The organism is Psychrobacter piscatorii (assembly GCF_904846415.1).
GTDB lineage: Bacteria > Pseudomonadota > Gammaproteobacteria > Pseudomonadales > Moraxellaceae > Psychrobacter > Psychrobacter piscatorii.
Map to the genome: position 1 here is coordinate 1 of NZ_CAJHAR010000026.1, position 20907 is coordinate 20907.

Below are 20907 nucleotides of genomic sequence, written 5' to 3' on the forward strand. Positions count from 1 at the left end.
GACTAAGACTGTGACAGTCGGGGCAATTGATCTGTATTTGTGTCTTCATAACCTCAAATATATCATCTTGCTTTGACTGTCACCCTTCCTTTATTACCCCAGCATACTTTTTGATACACCACCAAATTATCGACACTTATTATTAGGAGCAGCTTATGTCTCAAGACAGCAACACTCAAGACAACAATGTGGATGCAAGCATTGAAATCACCCCTGAAATGCAGGCATTTTACCAACGTGCTGATGCCATCATCGGTGTCGCCAATAGTCAGCTAGGCCCTGATGCCCATTCAGGACAGGTAGGTGCTTCTTTGTTGTATGCTGCCGCACGCTATAGCGCGTCCGTTGCCTCGATTGGATTTGTGAAAGGCGATGATTTTGCTAAAGAAAAAGATGATATCGTCGAGTTTTATGTCAAACAGTATCGCCAGATGTTAAGCGACAACTTGACAGATTATGCACAGAACTTTGATAAATACGTGCAGCTAAACCAAGACGACAAACCAGCTGAATAAGTAAATCTTGTCCGTTTAGATGCTCTTTTATTAAGAGAGTAGCAAATAAAGTACACAAAAAACCCAAGCTAAATTAAGCTTGGGTTTTTTGTGCAAAATGATTGAGTAGACAGCCATCGATTAAATATTATAATGTTTTAAGCGCTTTACCAATATCACAATAACGCTCACGAGCGATAGCAGGACGCTATCGAACGCCATTAATAAGGAAATGTAATCATGCAAAACAGCTTATCCAAACGACTCTCGGTACTGAAACCATCATCACTTATATTATCTTTAGCAATAGTATTGACAGCTTGTAGCTCTACACTGAATACAACTACGCCGACTACTGTGCCTACTCAATCAAGCACGAATAATAGCCAAATGCTTGAAAATACGCTGACCCAATGTCCAACCTCTCACTCTGAGAGCACCATGTGTACCATGCAATATGACCCTGTCTGTGTGAAAACGAAAGTTGGCTCAGTGATAAGTTACCGTACTGCTGGTAATGCCTGCTCAGCTTGTAATATTCCTGAAGCCATCGGTTATACAAAAGGCGAATGTAGTTAATTCATAAAAATACTTCATTCCAAAAAAGATATTTGAGTAGTCACAAAAAAGCCCCAATTTAAAAATAAATTGGGGCTTCTATTAACGATTAGAACAACGGTTAAAATAACGATTTTACTGCTTAATCACCCTTAACAATCTTGGGTGGGCCTTTGAGTAAATGCTCATCAACAAACTCATCTGCAGAGTTATGATCTGCTGATTCATCTGTAATAAAGCTTTGCTGCGCTCGATATAGAATCAAACGGTCACGGCTAAGACCTCGCAACAACGCATACATTATGACGAAAACCACTAAAGCAAATGGCAATCCTGCTACGATGGCAGCTGCCTGCAAAGCAGACAATCCACCAGCCGCTAACAATATAGCAGCGATAATGCCTTCTGTGGTTGCCCAAAACAAACGCTGAATCTTTGGTGGATTGGTATCGCCACCAGCGGTCAGCATGTCAATCACAAAACTGGCCGAATCTGATGAAGTCACAAACCAAAGCATAATCATGACAACAATCATTAGCGTAATCGGTTTAGCTAGTGGGTAGTACTCAACCAGCTTAAAGATTGCGCTACCCGTATCTGCTTGTACTGCTTCAACCAATCCTGGGCTAATACCTGTCACAGCAGAGGCAAGCTCCATGTGAATAGCCACGCCGCCAAAAGTTGTGAACCAGAAAAACAAAATAAGCATAGGGATTAATAGCACCCCAAACGTAAACTCACGGATAGTACGACCACGAGAGATACGGGCAATAAAGATACCAACGAATGGTGCCCAGCTCACCCACCATGCCCAATAAAATATCGTCCAAGCACTTTGCCAGTCTGTTCCACTATAAGACTCGCCCCACGTACCCAAAGGTACGATTACGGTCAGATAGTTACCGATATTTTCGATAAAGCTATCGAAGATAAAGAGTGTCGGCCCTAAAGCCACCATGAATACCAATAAAACGATTGTAAAACCAATATTGATATCACTAAGGCGCTTAATACCTTTATCCAGACCCATCATAACGGAAGCGGCTGCAAGCGCTGTGATGAAAGCTATCAAACCGAACTGTACAGTGAGACTATTCGGCATACCAAATAGTTTCTCAAGTCCCGCATTGATCTGCATCACTCCAAGCCCGAGTGAGGTAACCACACCAAACATCGTACCGAACACGGCCAAGATATCGACCGTATGCCCCCAGCGACCATAGATTCTTTTGCCGAGTAAAGGATACAAGGTTGAGCGAATCGATAAAGGCAAACCACGACGAAAATGAAAATACGCTAACGACAGTGCCACAATCGTATAGATGCCCCAAGCGTGTAGACCCCAATGCATAAATGAGATATTCATCGCTTGCTTTGCGGCTTCAACCGTTTCGGCCTCGCCCATTGGTGGTGCCATAAAGTGATACAACGGCTCCGCTGTACCCCAATAAACGAGACCAATACCAATACCAGCAGAGAACAACATACCAATCCAAGAAAACAGATTGTATTGCGGTCGCTCCGTTTGGTTGCCTAAACGAATATCACCATAGCGACTCATTCCTAAGTAAATGCAAAGCCCGAGCGCTGTATTCACTAAGATAATAAATAACCAACCGAATTTATCGGTAATGAAATTCTGTAAAAAACTAAAAACTGCCCCTGCTGTTTCAGTGAAAAGCGCACCGAAAATAATAAATCCAACGATCAACAGTGACGATGTAATAAACACAGGTTTACTCACCCGTGGAAAAGGTCCTAATCTGCCTACTTTTACTTCTTCCATGTGCAAGTCTCAAAATTTAAGGAATATTACCTTAACAAAATAGGCTTTAACTATCAATCAATTACAAAATAAAACTTGATAAAACCTTTAACTTATTCTAATAAGATTGATAGTTTTTTTAAAATGTCTACATAAATACAGATGTAAAAGCAGCTTTATCATGATGTTATTTAGGCAATAATCTGAGTAATCGTCCACCATCACCATCTTCCAATGCCCACACTTGTTTATCAACTGCCAGCACGCTACGAACACGCTCACCCATGTCATAACGATAGCGTTCAATAGCACTATCATCTTCATCGACACTTACGACAATAAGCGCTTTTGAAGATAAACCACTGATTAAAAAATCGCCTTGTAATGCTGGAAAATCATTGTGTCTACCAGCCGTATATAGACTCAGTGATGACGGTGAAATAACGGGCGTCCATGTGATTTTGGGCATTTCAAACTCAGGACGAGTGTCGTGATCTGGGATTGGTGTACCTGAATAATTGCGGCCATTTGATACAATCGGCCAGCCATAGTTTTTGCCTTTTTCAATCAGATTAAATTCATCACCGCCCTTTGGCCCCATCTCGTTTACCCAAAGCCTGCCGCTTTCATCAAATCTTATGCCGAGCACATTGCGATTACCCATTGTCCAAAACTGAGAGGCAATGTCATTGCTATCATTGACAAATGGATTGTCTTTTGGCACCGAGCCGTCAGCATACAATCTAATAATCTTACCTAGATTCATGCTCATATCTTGTGCAGGCTCTTTTTTCTGGCGTTCTCCTGAGCTGATATATAGATACTGTCCATCAGGTGAAAACAATAAGCGATGGCTGTAGTGACCTTGCCCCGTGACTTTTGGAGATTGTTCCCAAATAGGCGTGATGGCCTGTAGTGTGGGCGCATTTGTGCCTAATCCTGCAAGCGTCGCTTTGATTACTTTTGCCCCAAATTTATTACTATCACCCCCCTTTCCTGCTTCCGCATAGCTGATATATACAGCATTCGAAGTCGCAAAATCTGGTGCTAATATAATATCTCCCAAACCACCTTGACCACCGTAGGCCACTTTAGGGATGCCTGCTACTTGTGTTTTGCTACCCGTCGCCGTATCTACAATGAACAGCTCCCCTGTTTTTTGCGTCACCAGTAGTTTGGGCGCTTTGCTATCTATACTGGGTAGTGCTGTCATGGCCCAAGGCTCATCAAAAGTTGCGACCGCTTTGGTTGTAAACTCAGGCTTGTCTGCGCTAACTTGAGCATCACTTGTCTGCATATCTGCTTTAGAGGTTTGGCTCTCTTTCTGTTCTGGTACGTTGTTGCTGGTATTGACGGTTGCAGGGTTGGAGCAAGCTGATGTGCTGAATAATAAAGCCGCAGTGAGCAACGGCGATGTTAAGGGTAGACTTACACGTTCAATAGGGGTTGTCATTGTTTTGTCCTTTCTATCCAATTGGTATTTATTTTATTGGTCATCCATTTATTTATAGCATAGTCTTGATATTTAAGAGATATTTAAATGGTAAAAAAACAGTAACGTAAAACGCGTCTTATAAATAAAAAACCCCTTACCTACGATTGTAGATAAGGGGTTTGTTTTAAACGTACAGTTAGGTCATAAAGACCTCAAGGCTAGAGTGATTAGCTCATTCTAAGCTTATCAAAAGTTAGCTTGTCGTCGGCACCTACATCGACTTTGATAATATCACCAGCGACAAAATCACCTGCCAATAGCTTCAATGACAATGGGTTTTCGATCTCTTGTTGAATGGCACGCTTCAAAGGACGAGCGCCATAAACAGGGTCATAACCCACGGCAACCAATTTATTCATCGCATCGGCTGATAGCTCAATATCCATCTCACGCTCTTGGATACGCTGACGTAAACGATTCAATTGAATATCAGCAATACCTGCCATCTGCGACATACCAAGCGGATGGAAGACCACAATTTCATCAATACGGTTGACGAACTCTGGACGGAAATGCTGCCCAACCGAATCCATTACTTCCGCTTTAATATCCTCATAGCTCTCGCCAACCATCTCTTGAATCTTGTGCGAACCCAAGTTACTGGTCATGATAATGACGGTATTTTTGAAATCTACCACCCGACCTTGCGAGTCAGTTAAGCGACCATCATCCAATACTTGCAGCAAGATGTTGAACACATCAGGATGCGCCTTTTCTACTTCATCGAACAATATGACACTATATGGCTTACGGCGTACTGCTTCCGTCAATGTACCGCCTTCTTCATAACCGACATAGCCTGGAGGCGCACCAACTAGGCGGCTGACACTGTGTTTTTCCATATACTCACTCATGTCGATACGTACAATCGCATCTTCAGAGTCAAACAAAAAGTTCGCTAGTGATTTGGTCAGCTCAGTTTTACCAACACCAGTAGGTCCTAAGAATAAAAACGAGCCTGAAGGACGATTGGGATCAGACAAGCCTGCACGGCTACGACGTACCGCATTAGCCACCGATTCGACCGCTTCATTTTGACCGATGACACGCTCATGGAGCTTTTCTTCCATTGCAATCATCTTGTCACGCTCGCCTTGCATCATTTTACTGACTGGTATACCAGTTGCGGCTGCAACGACTTCTGCGATTTCATTGTCGGTGACTTTATTACGTAGCAATTTGACACCGCTACCTTCACCTGTCTGTTCTTTTTGCTCAGCCAAATCAGACTCATGAATACGTCGTTCTAACTGCGGAATGGTTTCGTATTGCAGCTTACTCATGGTCTCATAATCGCCTTCGCGGCTGGCTTTGTCATACGCAATACGGGCCTTATCTAGCTCGTCTTTTAGCTGTTGACTGCCTTTGACCAGTGCCTTCTCTGCTTGCCAAACCTCGTTGAGATCAGCGTACTCTTTTTCTAGCTCTTCTATTTGCGCATCGAGCACTTTACGCTCGGCTTGCGCGCCAGCATCCTCTTCGTTTTTGAGTACTTCACGCTGCATTTTTAACTGAATGAGGCGGCTATCGAGCTTACCTAGTGACTCAGGCTTGCTATCCATTTCCATACGCAGACGGCTGGCTGCTTCATCAATCAAGTCGATAGCTTTATCTGGGAGCTTACGATCAGTGATATAGCGATGACTCATGCGCGCAGCAGCAATGATTGCGCTATCTTGAATATCGACGCCATGATGCAGCTCGTAACGCTCTTTTAGACCGCGTAATATGGCGATAGTATCTTCCACCGTTGGCTCATCGACCAAAACCTTTTGGAAACGACGCTCAAGGGCAGCATCTTTTTCGATATACTTGCGATACTCATCCAATGTCGTGGCTCCAACACAATGCAGCTCGCCGCGTGCCAGTGCAGGTTTTAGCATATTACCTGCGTCCATCGCGCCTTCTGATTTGCCCGCACCCACCATCGTGTGCAGCTCATCAATGAACAAAATGACATTACCTTCTTGCTTAGCCAAGTCGCTCAATACACTTTTGAGGCGCTCTTCAAACTCACCGCGGAATTTTGCCCCTGCAATGAGCGCGCCCAAATCTAACGACAGTACTTCTTTACGGCGTAGCCCTTCTGGTACATCACCATTGATGATTTTTTGTGCCAAGCCTTCGACGATGGCGGTTTTACCAACGCCCGGCTCACCAATGAGTACAGGGTTATTTTTGGTACGGCGCGACAGTACCTGAATGGTACGGCGGATCTCTTCGTCACGGCCAATGACTGGATCTAGCTTGCCAAGCTCTGCTTGCTCAGTCAGATTAATCGTGTACTTGTTGAGCGCATCACGCTGATCTTCGGCGTTTTGGTTATTTACCGTATCATCACCGCGCAGCTGCTCAATCACCGCTTTTAGTTTGCTTGCTGTCACTCCAGCACTTTCAAATATCTTTTTGGTTTCGCCTTGTTCGGCGAGTGCCAACATCACCCATTCTGTTGCGATAAAATCATCGCCTTCTTTTTGTGCCTGACGATCTGCCAAGTTCAATATTTTTACCGAGTTTGGGTTTAGGTTGACGTCACCTGTAGGCTCCGAAATGGTCGCTTGGTTATCTAATGCTTTTGCCACGCCATTTTTTAGCGCTGGGACAGAAGCGCCTGCTTGTTGGCAAATAGATAAATTAGACTCATCTTGTAGCAACACTGCAAGCAAATGTACAGGATCAATGCCCGTGTGGTCGCGACCTAATGCTAGGCTTTGAGCTTCTTGAATGGCGGATTGCAGTTTTTGCGTAAACTTCTCAAATCTCATGTTTATATCCTTTTATAATTAGTATTTTCAGTGAGCCTTCTAAGGATTATCTTAGTCTAGTGCCCACTGTTATCTGTCACTTATATAAGGTATATATACACCTATTTCAAGACGATTACCAAATAAAGCCTTACTTAAGACAATGATATTTATTATTAATAATATTTAAACGGGTTATTAATGCCAGTTAAATATAGTTAGTAGGTAGGAAACGCCATTTTATTGATGTAAGTTAAAGAGAACTCTCCATTGAATACGGTAATAAGCAATGCACTTATTGAGCATAGACCCAATCATAATCCGACTATGCTACTCCACGATTTCAATAGGAGTACCAAGTGTCACCGCTGCCATAATTTCATCCATCTCATCATTGGTGACAGCGATACAACCATCGGTCCAATCGCGTCGTTGATTCAACCAGCCCAAATGTCCAAAGCCATTCATTTGCCCATGAATCATAATATCGCCGCCCGGATTGACCCCTAATGACTTCGCTCGTGCCTTGTCTTCATCATTAGGATAGCTAATATGGATAGAACGATGCGCAATAGAGTTCTCGTTTTTATAATCTAAGGTATAAATCCCAACGGGCGTACGCTGATCGCCTTCTTGTTGCTTATGTCCCGATGGACTACCCCCTAGCGCAATACGATACGACCTAATGATTTTACCATCGCTCATCAATTTTAAGACACGATCTGATTTGTCGACGAAGACTCGATCAATGACTGCCGACGCAGGAATGGGGTTTTTGGATTTTGAGGTGGTTTTGGCATAAGCAATGGCGCTGGTGCTGACAATAGCAGCAAGACTAAGAACAATGATAATGGGCAACCAAGGCGTACGCTGCTCATTAGATGGGTGAAATTTTTTATAAAAAAATGACATAGGCTTTGATCCTCATAATTAATTTTTCGTCATTAATCATATGTATCAAAACACTATGTCAGATTCTGTAGATAAATTTTGTGCAAAAGTAATGAATCAATCGCTATGCTGTTACACCATGCGAATCGCACCATCTAAGCGGATCACCTCGCCATTTAGATAGGCATTGTCAATGATATGAGTCACCAATTTGGCAAACTCATTGGGTGCGCCCAAACGTTTAGGATATGGCACGCCTGCTTCTAGCTGCTCGCGGGCTTTTTCTGGAATAGACTCCATCATCGGCGTAGCAAAGACACCTGGTGCGATAGTCATCACGCGAATACCATGACGAGCCAGCTCACGAGCAAGCGGCAAGGTCAGACCAACCACGCCTGCCTTAGACGAAGAATAGCTGGCTTGACCTACTTGTCCGTCAAAGGCTGCGATAGAGGCTGTATTAATAATAATACCTTGATCTACATTCTTCTCTACATGGTCGCCTGCATTGCTATCATTAGCTATGCGCTTTGCAATGCTAGCAGCGACCAAACGGGCGACATTAAATGAACCGACGAGATTGACATTGACCCCGCGGCTAAATGCCTCAAGGTCTGCCGGATTGTTATCACGATCTAACAGTTTTTGTACCACTACAATACCAGCACAGTTGATTGAACCTTGTAGGCCACCGAAAGCTGACTCTGCCATCTCAACCGCTGATTGTACTTCATCGCCGTTAGTGATATCACAGCGCACAAAGCGCGCACTATTACCCAGCTCAGCGACCAGTGCTTGACCTGCTGCTTCATTTAGATCAGCGATAACGACATTACCACCCTGCTCTACAATCGCACGAGCTACTGACTCGCCCAAACCTGATGCGCCGCCTGTGACCAAAAAGCTGCTTTCTTTAATTTGCATGTTTATTCCTTTAAATCTTCATTTCTTATTAGCTGTTTTCTATGAATTATCTATAAACGCTCTATTGGGTAGTTACGCGGCAGATAAACTACGTAGCAAAAAGCGTTGAATCTTGCCACTTGGTGTTTTTGGTAATTCGGTCACAAACTCGACCTCACGCGGATAGGCATGAGTTGATAGACGTTTGCGCACCAGCTCTTGGATTTCTTTGGCGATTTGCTCGCTACCTTCGATACCCTCTTTTAGTACCACGTAAGATTTGATCGTATGTCCACGCACTTCGTCTGGCACGCCTACCGCCGCAGATTCTGCCACTGCGTCATGCTCTAATACAGTGTTTTCGACATCAGTGGGCCCTACGCGGTAACCTGCCGTAATGATAATGTCATCATCACGCCCTGAGAACCAATAACTGCCATCACTATGACGCTCGACCACATCACCTGTCAGATAGTAGTCATCTACAAAGGCTTGTTTTTCGTTCCAGCTATAACCACGGAAATAAAACGCAGGTGACTGACTGACGACGACTGCTAGCTGACCCTGCTCTCCATCTGGCAGGACATTCATATCATCATCTAGTACCACTAGCGTATGACCTGGTAGCGCCATTCCCATCGAGCCTACTGGAGATTCGTGTTTTAGCGCATGATGCGCACAGCAAGTCATGCCGGTTTCTGTTTGACCGTATTGATCTTTTACCTGACAGCCCAGATAGGTCTCAACCCAGTTAACGACTTCGGTGTTCAGTGTCTCCCCTGCCGAGTTCGCGCAGCGCAAAGCGAGTTTGGCATTAGTCTCAAGGTCATCTTCATTGCCGTCTTTATTATCAAATACGCCGCTGGATTTCATCATACGAAATGCGGTGGGTGAAGACGCTAAATTGGTAATCTGGTGGCGCACCATAAAGTCACGGGTATTGGTCGCGTCAAATCCTGCTTCATTAAAATAAGTAGTGATGCCCAGTAGCAGCGGCCCTGTAATGGCATAGTACAAGCCATATGCCCAGCCAGGATCGGCCATGTTCCAATATTGATCGTCTTCGCGTAGGTCAATGGCATAACGCATATAGAGGTAAAATGCAGGTAATGCGGCTAATGGAACGCTGACGCCTTTTGATTTACCGACTGTACCTGAGGTAAACATTTGCAAAAATGGCGCATCCATATCGAGCGTAACGGGTTCCATCGTTTGCGCCTGTGCTGCCATAGACTGGCTATAATGATCGTCACCCCACGTCTGAGCGTCCTCAGTACTGCCGACCAATACCATTTTGGTTTGTGCGGCCAAATCATCAAACTTGTTGCGATTTTCTACATTGGTAAAGACAACTTTGGTATCGGCTTTATCCATGCGATATTTGATCGAGTCATAGCCAAAAGCGGTGAATAACGGCTGATATACCGCGCCGATGCGCCATGTTGCCAATACAACCGTCAGCAGCTCAGGCGTACGCGGTAGCATCGTCGCTACCTTGTCCCCTGCTTTTACGCCATACGACTGTAGTAGGTTAGCAACTTGCGCGCTTGATTTATCAAGCTCACCAAAGCTCATGCGCGTGACATTGCCTGTCGTATCTTCGTGTACCAGTGCGGCATTATCCGCGCGGCCATCACGTACATGACGACCACAGCAAGCCATATAAGCATTTAGTCGATCATCGACATTCTTGCCAAAAATTTCTGACAGCAATGTATCCATATCAAAATTATTATAATAATCGGTATAGTTTTTTAGTGTCGTTGAAGCATCTGTATGATTGATGGTAGGAGTTTGAGAGGCGGTGTTCATAAGCTAATCCTTTAGCAATAGCAGATAAAATGATATTCATGGTTGTAAAATGGTCACATCCTATAGACCGTTTAGTATCTTCGTATTTAACATGCTCTATTAGTAACGCATTTTTACACTTATTTCAATACATAACGTATCATTTTTATTTTATATAAATAAGCATGACCTATAATTATTTATCATCAAATTTAAAAAACATTTATAATCATACATTTAAGCTACTTTTGAAGTATTTTCTCAAGCAGCGATACTTAACGATCAGCACTGAGAAAACCTAGTAAGGCTTTCTCTTCACAGCTTTGATATTTTTTAGTACGACCGCGGCGCGCTTGCTTGTAGTCATCATAAAATTGCCCTACCAAAAAACGCTCAATAATGATGGGGTGAATGTACGACGCGCGGCATACGGTTGGCGTATTGCCCAGCTCTGCCGCCACGCTTTTTACCATATCTGTGACCAGCTGCTGACGCTCAGCGCTTTCTGGTGCGCTGGCAAGTATGCTAGCGCCTGCCGTCGTTTGTAGCTCGTCATATAAGTAGCTTGCCGCAAGCACACTTGCCATCCATGTACGAAAATCTTTAGCACTATATAATTTGCTTTCGCAGTCCATCCCGCACGTATGCTTACGCAAATACTCATTAATATCGCTGCTATCGACAACTTGTTTATGCCCATCGTCATCTAAGTATTTGAATATTTGATAACCTGGCAGCTCAGAGCATGCCTGCACGATGTCAATCAAACGCTCATCTTGCAGTTCAATATGATGTTCCTTAGCGCTTTTTCCAACAAAATCAAACGCAAGTCCATTATCCGTTTCGCTGACATGCTTACTACGTAACGTACTCAGACCATAACTTTTGTTTTGCTTGGCATAGCGGCTGTTACCAATACGAATCAAAGTGGTCTCTAGCAATTTAACAACGGCAGCGAGTACATTGGTGCGTGACAATGATTCTGCTTCCAAATCTGTCTCGACCTGCGCGCGTAAATTGGGCAGCGCTTCTGCAAAGCCTATCATCGCATCAAACTTGGCTTGGTCACGGATGTTATTCCACGAAGGATGATACAAGTACTGCTTACGAGATTTTTCGTCGCGTCCTGTCGATTGCAGATGGCCTTTTTCATCTTGGCATATCCACACCCCCGACCACATAGGCGGTATCACCAATGCATCAAAACGCTGACGCAATGCTTTGTCTTTGACTGTCTTGCCCGTTGCATCGCGATAGGTAAAGCCGCGGCCCCAACGTCTACGCTCATAACCTGGTTCGTCGTCACTCACATAACGCAGATTGGCACGGCGTGCGAGACGCTCATAATCATGGCGTACATCCTGCGTTGTCGACTGCTCGTTTGTTTTGCCCATAAAAACACTCTTCCAATAATTTTATGGTTTTAGCATAATCAACTGCGCTTATTTTTGCTGTTTGTTTGCCACGGACAAAGTGTAATCCTGTGTAAAATAAAGCAGTGATAAAAATAGTGACAAGGGTTCTAAGTGCTGTGCTTTTGAGGCATAATTCAGCACTATTCACGACTTAAGTTTATAAAAGATGAACCATTCACCTGTGAAAATAAAGCCACTAACTCTCGCCGATCACGATCTTTGGGCGCACTTATGGCAAAACTATCTGACATTTTATGAGACCCATTTGCCATCAAGCACGACGGATACGACGTGGCGCAATCTGCTTGATGATGACATCCCTGTTTATGGATTTGGGGCGTGGAAAGAGGATGTTTTGGTAGGCATTACCCATGTGGTACTGCATCCCAATACATGGAATACTAACGCATGTTGTTACTTAGAAGATTTATACGTCGCGGATAATGTCCGTGGTCAAGGCGTGGGACGTACGTTGATTGAACATGTATACTCCTTTGCTAAGGACAAAGACTGCAACCGCGTCTACTGGACGACACAAGACAGCAACGTCGCCGCTCGTAAACTCTATGATGCCATTGCGACTCAGACAGACATGGTTCAGTACCGTAAGGACTTATAAAGAGTGAGCTAGAGAGTGGAGTACCCACAAAAAAAGCCAAGCATCAAATGCTTGGCTTTTTTTGTTTTTATACTACTTTAATATAAAAGTGATTATTTGCCGTACAGGCATAAATAAGCCGTTTCGACGTCTACTTTTACTTGAAACTTTTTGTTAGCTTCAACGGTGAATTGCTCGCCAGCATTAAACGTTTGCCATTCACTACTTTCAGGTAATTTAACCGTCAATGCACCGCTCACCACACTCATAGTCTCAAACTCACTGGTGCCAAATTCATACTCACCGCTTTCCATAACACCGACAGTGGCAGGCTTAGTGGCCGTTTGAAAGGCAATGGAGGTCACTTTGTCATCAAAATAATTATTTACGCTTGGCATAATCTTCCTTAATTGCATGTTAGTTGGTATTTTATTTTATAGACCTGCTTTTAGACTGGCTTCGATAAACTGATCGAGATCACCGTCTAGTACCGCGCCTGTGTTAAAGGTTTCAACACCAGTACGCAGATCCTTGATACGAGAATCATCGAGCACGTATGAGCGAATCTGGCTGCCCCAACCGACATCGGACTTATTGTCTTCAACCGCTTGTTGTTTTTCCATACGTTTTTGCATCTCAAGCTCATAGAGCTTAGCACGCAGCATCTTCATCGCCGTCGCTTTGTTGCCATGCTGACTACGTTCGTTCTGACAAGTCACTACCACGCCCGATGGCTCATGGGTAATACGTACCGCAGAATCTGTCGTGTTTACGTGCTGACCACCCGCGCCAGATGAACGATAGGTATCGATACGCAAGTCAGCAGGGTTGATGTCAATCTCAACATTATCATCAATCTCAGGCGAGACGAACACCGCTGCAAACGAGGTATGGCGACCATTGTTGCTATCAAATGGTGACTTACGTACCAAACGATGAACGCCAATCTCAGTACGCAACCAACCAAACGCGTAGTCGCCTTTGATCTCGATCGTGGCCGACTTGATACCCGCGACACTGCCAGCAGACACTTCAATCACATCTACCTTAAAGCCGTGAGCTTCTGCCCAGCGTGTATACATACGTAGTAGCATTTCGGCCCAATCTTGCGCTTCGGTACCGCCACTACCTGATTGAATATCCAAGTAGCAGTTGTTTGGGTCCATCTCGCCGCTAAACATACGGCGGAATTCCAAATCGGCTACGCGCTGCTCAGCGCTATCTAGCTCGCTCTGCACATCAGCAAGCAACGACTCATCTTCTGCCTCTACTGCCAACTCTAGCATGGCAGACGCGTCTTCTAGCGTGGTTTCAAGCGAGACCACCACATCGATGACACCATCAAGATGGCTTTTTTCTTTATTAATCTTGGTGGCACGCTCTGGATCGTTCCATAGCTCAGGGTTTTCTAACTCTAAATTGACTTCTTCTAAGCGTTCTTGCTTACCATCGAAGTCAAAGATACCTCCGCAAATCCTGCCCACGCTCTGATAAATCTTTAATCTGTTCTTGATACGGATTGATTTCCATAAATATTCCTGTTTTTCTAATAAAAATAAATAACGAATACGGCGCTATTTTAAATGAGATTGATCATAAATGGTTGGCTAATTATTCTTGTTCCTACTATTACTAGATTAAGTAATCTAGATTGACCAATCCTCTACTGCCCAGCGATGCGCCAAGGCATGAGCATGTAGCGCCTCATCAGGTGACACACAGATTGCCACATCCGCCCATTCTAGCAATGGGATGTCGTTTTTGGAGTCTGAATAGGCATAGGTTTTTTCAAAGGTGATACCAGCGGCTTGCTGCTCATTGAGCCACTTATCTAGATGGTAGATCTTGCCCGCTTGAAAGTTTGGCTTATCGGTCAGCTTGCCTGTATAGCGATTATCTTTGATCTCAAGCGGCGTTGCCAATACATTGGCTGATTCGACGCCAAAACGCTTGGCAATGGCAGACACTACAAAGTCATTGGTCGCAGAAATAATCACCACGTCATGCCCTTTCTCAACATGCTGGCACAACGCTTCCATCGCTTTTGGGCGAATATGTGGCTCGATTTCACTTTTGATATAGTCTTCTCTTAGCTCATCAAGTCTATCAAGCGGCAGACTGCTTAAAAACTGCGCGACAAATTCATTGTACTCTGTTGCGTCTAGCGTACCTTCAATATAGTCATTATAAAATTTCTGATTGGCCGTACGGTACTGCGCCTCATCAACAAGGTCATGCTTGACGATATACTCACCCCAAAGATAATCGCTATCGACATCCAGTAAGGTATGATCTAAATCAAATAATGCCAGTTGTTTTTGTTGTGTTTGTGCTTGATTTGCCTGCATGGTGAGACCTTATCGTTGGTTGCGAAAAAATATGAAGTGTTGAATGAGATTATATAAACGTAGGAGGCAAGTCTATCTAACTTTAGTCAGGCATCGCTACTTCTGTTAAGCCTGCTTTGAATTTTTGGCAACGCTCAGCGTAGTGCATGGCTGACATTTTTAGCATCGCTGCTTGCTCATCTGTCAGTGTCTTAACGACTTTGGCAGGTGCGCCCATCACTAGTGAGTTATCAGGAATAACCTGACCTTCAGTAATTAAAGCTTTTGCCCCTATCAGGCAGTTTTTACCAATCTTGACATTATTAAGCACCACAGCACCAATACCAATCAAGCTATTGTCTCCGACTTCACAGCCATGTAGCATCGCCAGATGACCGATAGTCACGTAATTACCGATAGTCACTTTGATACCTGCATCAGTGTGAATCACACTGTTTTCTTGTACATTACTATAATCACCGATATGGATACGATCGTTGTCACCGCGTATCACCGCACCAAACCAAACACTGGCCTGATGACCTAGATACACATCGCCCATCACTTGCGCTGAGTCTGCCACCCAACCATTGAACGGTACGGCAAACTCAGGGGTTTTGTCTAAATATTGATAAATCATAACGATTCCTTGTCATCTTCATTATTGTTATAACAAACGATCATAAAAATTGGGTCTAGCGTTGCGCTGTTCATTGTGACAAAGCCGAATGCGAAAATCTAGCGCTATTAATGGCTGATGAATATCAGGATAATCAAAACTATCATATTTTTGCTTAGGCTATTTTTTAATACGTTGCAGCTTTTTATAAAGGATCAGCTATTACCTATATAATGACTATTAATCCAATAAATCGGCTAGCCATAACTCACTATTTTGTATATAATACGCAAAATCTGTGCCTAAGCGAGCGGACATGATGCAAGTTACCTATTCACTATCTAGTGGGTTTTGTAGTTTTCATCAATAATGTCTTCTCGCTTTTTTGTGGAAAATTTTTGTGTATCGTCCTTTTGTTACCTCTATATGACAACAGTCAAATGCCGTAAATAAAAGGATACGGAGCAATTTTAGACCAACAAAACATGATGGCACTCACCAATAATAGCGGAGGCAATCCTTGAATTCATCGGTAGAAACACAAGCAATTTTGGCACTAGCAGACGGTACAATTTTTCGCGGTGTCAGTATCGGCAGCCTAGGTCATCGTGTTGGTGAAGTGGTATTTAATACCGCCATGACAGGGTATCAAGAAATTCTAACCGATCCAAGTTATGCGCGACAGCTGGTCACCCTAACTTATCCGCATATCGGTAATACAGGCACCAATGCCGAGGATACCGAGTCTGGTAACGGTCACAAAGTATGGGCAGACGGTCTCATCATCCGTGACGCCACCATGGCAACCTCTAACTTTCGTAACTCTGAATCACTTAGCGACTACTTACAACGTAACAATACCGTCGCTATCGCTGAAATTGACACGCGTCAATTGACCCGCCTATTACGTGATAAAGGGGCTCAGAACGGCTGTATCATGACCGCATCAGATGGCGAGACGATCAGCGTTGAAGATGAGCAAAAAGCGATTGAGCTAGCAAAAGGCTTTGCAGGTCTAAAGGGCATGGACTTGGCAAAAGAATGCTGCACGACAGAAAGCTTTGAATGGACAGCAGGCACATGGGATCTGTCAGACACCCTACTCAACCGTGACGTGGCAGGTAGCCATGACAGTGGTACTGGCGGCTTCTTTAAGCAACTCGGCACTCATATCGATGCCAAATTCAATGTCGTCGCTTATGACTTCGGTAGCAAAACCAATATCCTACGCATGCTCGTCGACCGCGGCTGTCATGTGACGGTTGTACCAGCACAAACGCCTATTGCTGATGTGCTCGCGATGAATCCAGATGGTATTTTCTTATCAAACGGCCCTGGCGATCCAGCAGCTTGTGATTATGCCATCGATGCCGTGCGTCACATTATTGAAGAAACAGATGTACCAACCTTTGGTATTTGCTTAGGTCATCAGCTGATTGGTCTTGCTAGCGGTGCTAATACGATCAAAATGAAAACTGGCCATCATGGCGCTAACCATCCGGTACAAGATCTAGCGACTGGCACAGTGATGATTACCAGTCAAAACCATGGTTTTGCGGTTGATGAAGACACGCTACCTGACAACGTCAAATCTACTCATCGCTCATTATTCGATGGTACCAACCAAGGTATCGAGCTGACCAATAAGCCTGTCTTTAGCTTCCAAGGTCACCCAGAAGCCAGCCCTGGTCCCCATGACTGCGCGCCATTGTTTGATAAGTTTGCGGAAATGATGGAGCAGTCTAAAACTGCCCAAGCTTAAATGATTGATCATAAGTAAATAATAAGCAAACGCTTGAATCGTCCACAGCGGTTCAGGCGGCATTAAATAAAGCACGGTAAGTATAAAACGCCATGAGCGTTATCAAAAATAAAGATTACTCAAATTATCACCCAAACGAAGGTAGCTCTAACTATGCCAAAACGTACCGACATAAAAAGCATTCTTATCATTGGCGCCGGCCCCATCGTCATCGGCCAAGCGTGTGAGTTTGACTATTCAGGCGCACAGGCGTGTAAAGCACTAAAAGAAGAAGGCTACCGTGTCATCTTGGTCAACTCAAACCCAGCGACCATCATGACCGACCCTGTCATGGCTGATGCGACCTATATCGAGCCGATCACTTGGCAGACAGTTGAGCAAATCATTGCCAAAGAGCGTCCTGATGCGATCTTGCCAACCATGGGCGGACAGACCGCGCTAAACTGTGCATTAGACTTAGATAAGCATGGCGTACTGACTAAGTACAACTGCGAGCTAATTGGCGCGACCAAAGACTCAATTGAGATGGCAGAAGATCGCGATTTATTTGACAAAGCGATGAAACGTATCGGCCTTGAGTGCCCGCGCGCTGAAACAGCTGAAACGATGGAAGAAGCTTTTGCTACCCAAGAAAAGATGGGCTATCCCTGTATCATTCGTCCCTCATTCACCATGGGCGGTTCAGGCGGCGGTATCGCGTATAACCGCGATGAGTTCATCGAGATTTGCGAGCGTGGTTTTGACTTATCACCAAACCATCAGCTACTCATCGATGAGTCACTTATCGGTTGGAAAGAGTACGAGATGGAAGTGGTCCGTGACAAAAACGACAACTGCATCATCATCTGTGCCATCGAAAACTTTGACCCAATGGGCGTACATACAGGCGACTCAATCACCGTTGCTCCAGCACAGACCTTGACCGACAAAGAATACCAAATCATGCGTAACGCATCACTCGCGGTACTGCGTGAGATCGGTGTAGAAACGGGCGGCTCAAACGTCCAGTTCGGTATCAACCCTGATACGGGCCGCATGGTCGTCATCGAGATGAACCCACGTGTATCGCGCTCTTCTGCCCTAGCGTCAAAAGCGACTGGTTTCCCGATTGCCAAAATCGCGGCAAAACTGGCCATTGGTTATACGCTAGATGAATTGCAAAACGACATTACAGGTGGCAAGACGCCAGCGAGCTTTGAGCCTGCACTTGATTATGTCGTGACCAAGATACCTCGTTTTAACTTTGAAAAATTCCCACAAGCGGATAACATCCTATCGACTCAGATGAAATCGGTCGGTGAAGTGATGGCGATTGGTCGTAATTTCCAAGAGTCGATGCAAAAAGCATTGCGCGGGATGGAAACAGGCGCGGATGGCTTTGATGAGCAAGTTGATTTATCAAAAGTCAGTGCTGAGAAGGCTCGTAGCGAAATTATCAATCGCTTAACGATTCCAACCCCAGATCGCATCTACTATATCGCTGATGCGTTCCGCGTTGGTATGAGCGTCGATGAGGTGTTTAACTTTACCAAGATTGACCCATGGTTCTTGGTACAAATTGAAGATATCGTTAAAACAGAAGCCACTGTGAAATCACTTGGTTTTGGTGGACTAAACGAGAAAAATCTACGCAGCTTTAAACGTAAAGGTTTGTCAGATTTGCGTTTGGCTAAATTGCTAGGTATCTCACAAAAGCAACTACGCAAAAAGCGTTGGGATTTGAACGTTTATCCTGTCTATAAACGTGTGGATACCTGTGCCGCAGAGTTTGCGACCAGCACCGCTTATATGTACTCAACCTACGATAGCGAATGTGAAGCCAACCCAACTGACAAAAAGAAAATCATGGTTATCGGTGGCGGGCCGAACCGTATCGGTCAAGGCATTGAGTTTGATTACTGCTGTGTACATGCAGCGCTTGCCATGCGTGAAGATGGTTACGAGACCATCATGGTCAACTGTAATCCTGAAACGGTCTCAACCGACTATGACACCTCTGACCGCCTATACTTTGAGCCAATCACATTAGAAGACGTGCTAGAGATTGTCCGTATCGAAAACCCAGACGGTGTGATTGTGCAGTTCGGTGGTCAAACGCCATTGAAACTTGCCCGCGCGTTAGAGTCAGCAGGCGTAAAAATCATTGGTACTAGCCCTGATGCGATCGACCGCGCTGAAGACCGTGAGCGCTTTCAGCACATGATTCAGCAGCTAAACCTAGTACAGCCATCGAACGCCTTAGCAACCAGCTTGGAAGATGGCTTGGTTAAAGCTAAAGACGTGGGCTATCCACTGGTTGTACGTCCATCATATGTCCTTGGTGGCCGCGCGATGGAAATCGTCTACAACGAAGATGAGCTCAGACATTACCTGCGTACTGCAGTACAAGCCTCAAACGAAGCGCCTGTCCTACTCGATCGCTTCTTAGATGACGCCATCGAAGTCGATGTGGACTGTGTATGTGATGGTACTGATGTCGTCATCGGCGGTATCATGCAGCATATCGAACAGGCCGGTGTCCACTCAGGTGACTCAGCATGTTCATTGCCGCCATACTCACTGTCTAAAGAGCTATGTGACGTGATGCGCGCGCAAACGGTTGCCATGGCAAAAGAGCTTGGTGTTGTCGGTCTGATGAACGTACAGTTCGCGGTCAAAGGCGAAACGGTCTACATCTTAGAAGTGAATCCACGTGCTGCCCGTACCGTACCCTTTGTCTCTAAGTGTATCGGTACTTCATTGGCGCAGGTTGCGGCTCGCTGTATGGCTGGCACCTCGCTTAAAGACCAAGGTTTCACTACTGAGATTGTTCCAGCATTTTATGCGGTCAAAGAAGCAGTATTCCCATTTGCTAAATTCCCAGGTGTTGACCCAATCTTGAGTCCTGAGATGAAATCAACGGGCGAAGTCATGGGTGTGGGCAAGACTTTTGGCGAAGCATTCTACAAAGCCATCATCGGTAGTAACGAGCGTCTGCCAGGCTTGCCTACTGAAGGCGAGACTAAGACTGTCTTTATCTCAGTACGTGATAGTGACAAAGCGCAAATCGCTCCGATCGCCCGTCAACTGGTAGACTTTGGCTTCAAAATTGTCTCAACGACTGGCACGCAAAAAGTACTGAGCGACGCTGGTATCGAAAGTCAGCAAATCAACAAGGTCACTGAAGGTCGCCCGCATATCGTTGACGCCTTGAAAAACGGCAAAATTGACCTTATCATCAATACGACTGAAGGCAAGCAAGCACAAGAGGATTCATTCTCTATTCGCCGTAGTGCGCTACAAGGCAAAGTGTTCTATGTCACAACATTAGGCGCGGCAGATGCCGTCTGTAAATCTTATGCCATTGACTTACCGTTTGATGTCTATAAGTTACAAGATTTGCATGAGCAAGCAAAGTCTATTGACGCGGCTAAATAATTTCAGTAGATTAAGCATAACTGTTAGGCTTGCTTAAAAACTCATTCAAGCATAGCTGGTTGTTTTCTTTATAATCAACCAGCCACTTTTGATGAGTGACACCTTTATCGTGATAGACCTAAAAAGCA

General features: G+C 44.7%; 16 protein-coding genes. 5 read left to right on the top strand and 11 right to left on the bottom strand.

The features are described from left to right. Nucleotides 1-155: 155 nt before the first annotated feature. Both JMX83_RS11240 and JMX83_RS11245 read left to right on the top strand, forming a co-directional pair. On the top strand, nucleotides 156-515 hold the full coding sequence (locus JMX83_RS11240; protein WP_101205642.1) for a DUF3144 domain-containing protein: 360 nt from the start codon (nucleotides 156-158) through the stop codon (nucleotides 513-515). A 219-nt stretch (nucleotides 516-734) separates the two neighbouring features. Further along, entirely contained in the window at nucleotides 735-1073 is a 339-nt protein-coding gene (locus tag JMX83_RS11245) for a hypothetical protein (protein WP_201601774.1), read from the top strand. Nucleotides 1074-1194: 121 nt separating this feature from the next. Here JMX83_RS11245 and JMX83_RS11250 read toward each other — a convergent pair whose 3' ends face one another. The 7 genes from JMX83_RS11250 to JMX83_RS11280 all read right to left on the bottom strand — a co-directional run bounded on the left by JMX83_RS11250 (nucleotide 1195) and on the right by JMX83_RS11280 (nucleotide 12035). Next, nucleotides 1195-2838, bottom strand: coding sequence for a BCCT family transporter (locus JMX83_RS11250; RefSeq protein WP_201601776.1), 1644 nt, complete (start codon nucleotides 2836-2838; stop codon nucleotides 1195-1197). Between the two features lie 166 nt (nucleotides 2839-3004). Continuing rightward, nucleotides 3005-4270, bottom strand: coding sequence for a PQQ-dependent sugar dehydrogenase (locus tag JMX83_RS11255; RefSeq protein ID WP_201601778.1), 1266 nt, complete (start codon nucleotides 4268-4270; stop codon nucleotides 3005-3007). A 209-nt stretch (nucleotides 4271-4479) separates the two neighbouring features. Next, complete coding sequence (gene clpB, locus JMX83_RS11260) at nucleotides 4480-7077, bottom strand: ATP-dependent chaperone ClpB (protein ID WP_201601780.1); 2598 nt, start codon at nucleotides 7075-7077, stop codon at nucleotides 4480-4482. A 309-nt stretch (nucleotides 7078-7386) separates the two neighbouring features. Then, nucleotides 7387-7968 (bottom strand): L,D-transpeptidase family protein, encoded by a 582-nt coding sequence (locus tag JMX83_RS11265; RefSeq protein WP_201601782.1) that lies wholly within the window; start codon nucleotides 7966-7968, stop codon nucleotides 7387-7389. Nucleotides 7969-8079: 111 nt separating this feature from the next. Beyond that, nucleotides 8080-8871, bottom strand: a complete 792-nt coding sequence (locus JMX83_RS11270; RefSeq protein WP_201601783.1) for an SDR family NAD(P)-dependent oxidoreductase — start codon at nucleotides 8869-8871, stop codon at nucleotides 8080-8082. 72 nt (nucleotides 8872-8943) lie between these two features. After that, complete coding sequence (locus JMX83_RS11275) at nucleotides 8944-10662, bottom strand: AMP-binding protein (protein ID WP_201601784.1); 1719 nt, start codon at nucleotides 10660-10662, stop codon at nucleotides 8944-8946. 254 nt (nucleotides 10663-10916) lie between these two features. Further along, nucleotides 10917-12035 (bottom strand): DNA topoisomerase IB, encoded by a 1119-nt coding sequence (locus tag JMX83_RS11280; RefSeq protein WP_201601785.1) that lies wholly within the window; start codon nucleotides 12033-12035, stop codon nucleotides 10917-10919. Between the two features lie 187 nt (nucleotides 12036-12222). Here JMX83_RS11280 and JMX83_RS11285 point away from each other — a divergent pair, with 187 nt between their 5' ends. Next, nucleotides 12223-12675, top strand: coding sequence for a GNAT family N-acetyltransferase (locus tag JMX83_RS11285; protein ID WP_201601786.1), 453 nt, complete (start codon nucleotides 12223-12225; stop codon nucleotides 12673-12675). A gap of 92 nt (nucleotides 12676-12767) precedes the next feature. On the opposite strand, the gene ppnP is transcribed toward JMX83_RS11285, so the two are convergent. From ppnP to JMX83_RS11305, 4 genes are all read right to left on the bottom strand, one after another. Further along, nucleotides 12768-13052 carry a pyrimidine/purine nucleoside phosphorylase gene (gene ppnP, locus JMX83_RS11290; protein ID WP_201601787.1) on the bottom strand — a complete coding sequence of 95 codons (285 nt, stop codon included), beginning with the start codon at nucleotides 13050-13052 and terminating at the stop codon, nucleotides 12768-12770. 36 nt (nucleotides 13053-13088) lie between these two features. Beyond that, nucleotides 13089-14184, bottom strand: a protein-coding gene (gene prfB, locus JMX83_RS11295; RefSeq protein WP_201601788.1) for a peptide chain release factor 2 whose coding sequence is annotated in 2 segments (ribosomal slippage) — nucleotides 13089-14111 and nucleotides 14113-14184 — 1095 coding nt in all. Because the reading frame shifts where the segments join, the coding sequence is not laid out codon by codon here. A 116-nt stretch (nucleotides 14185-14300) separates the two neighbouring features. Further along, entirely contained in the window at nucleotides 14301-15002 is a 702-nt protein-coding gene (locus JMX83_RS11300) for an HAD family hydrolase (protein WP_201601790.1), read from the bottom strand. 82 nt (nucleotides 15003-15084) lie between these two features. Next, nucleotides 15085-15621: a gamma carbonic anhydrase family protein gene (locus JMX83_RS11305; RefSeq protein ID WP_201601792.1), complete on the bottom strand. Its 537-nt coding sequence runs from the start codon at nucleotides 15619-15621 to the stop codon at nucleotides 15085-15087. Nucleotides 15622-16120: 499 nt separating this feature from the next. On the opposite strand from JMX83_RS11305, the gene carA reads away from it, so the two are divergent. Both carA and carB read left to right on the top strand, forming a co-directional pair. Continuing rightward, complete coding sequence (carA, locus tag JMX83_RS11310) at nucleotides 16121-17362, top strand: glutamine-hydrolyzing carbamoyl-phosphate synthase small subunit (RefSeq protein ID WP_201601805.1); 1242 nt, start codon at nucleotides 16121-16123, stop codon at nucleotides 17360-17362. A 153-nt stretch (nucleotides 17363-17515) separates the two neighbouring features. Continuing rightward, the gene (gene carB / locus JMX83_RS11315; protein WP_201601808.1) at nucleotides 17516-20779 is read left to right on the top strand and encodes a carbamoyl-phosphate synthase large subunit; all 3264 of its coding nucleotides are present in this window, start codon (nucleotides 17516-17518) and stop codon (nucleotides 20777-20779) included. Nucleotides 20780-20907 lie beyond the last annotated feature (128 nt).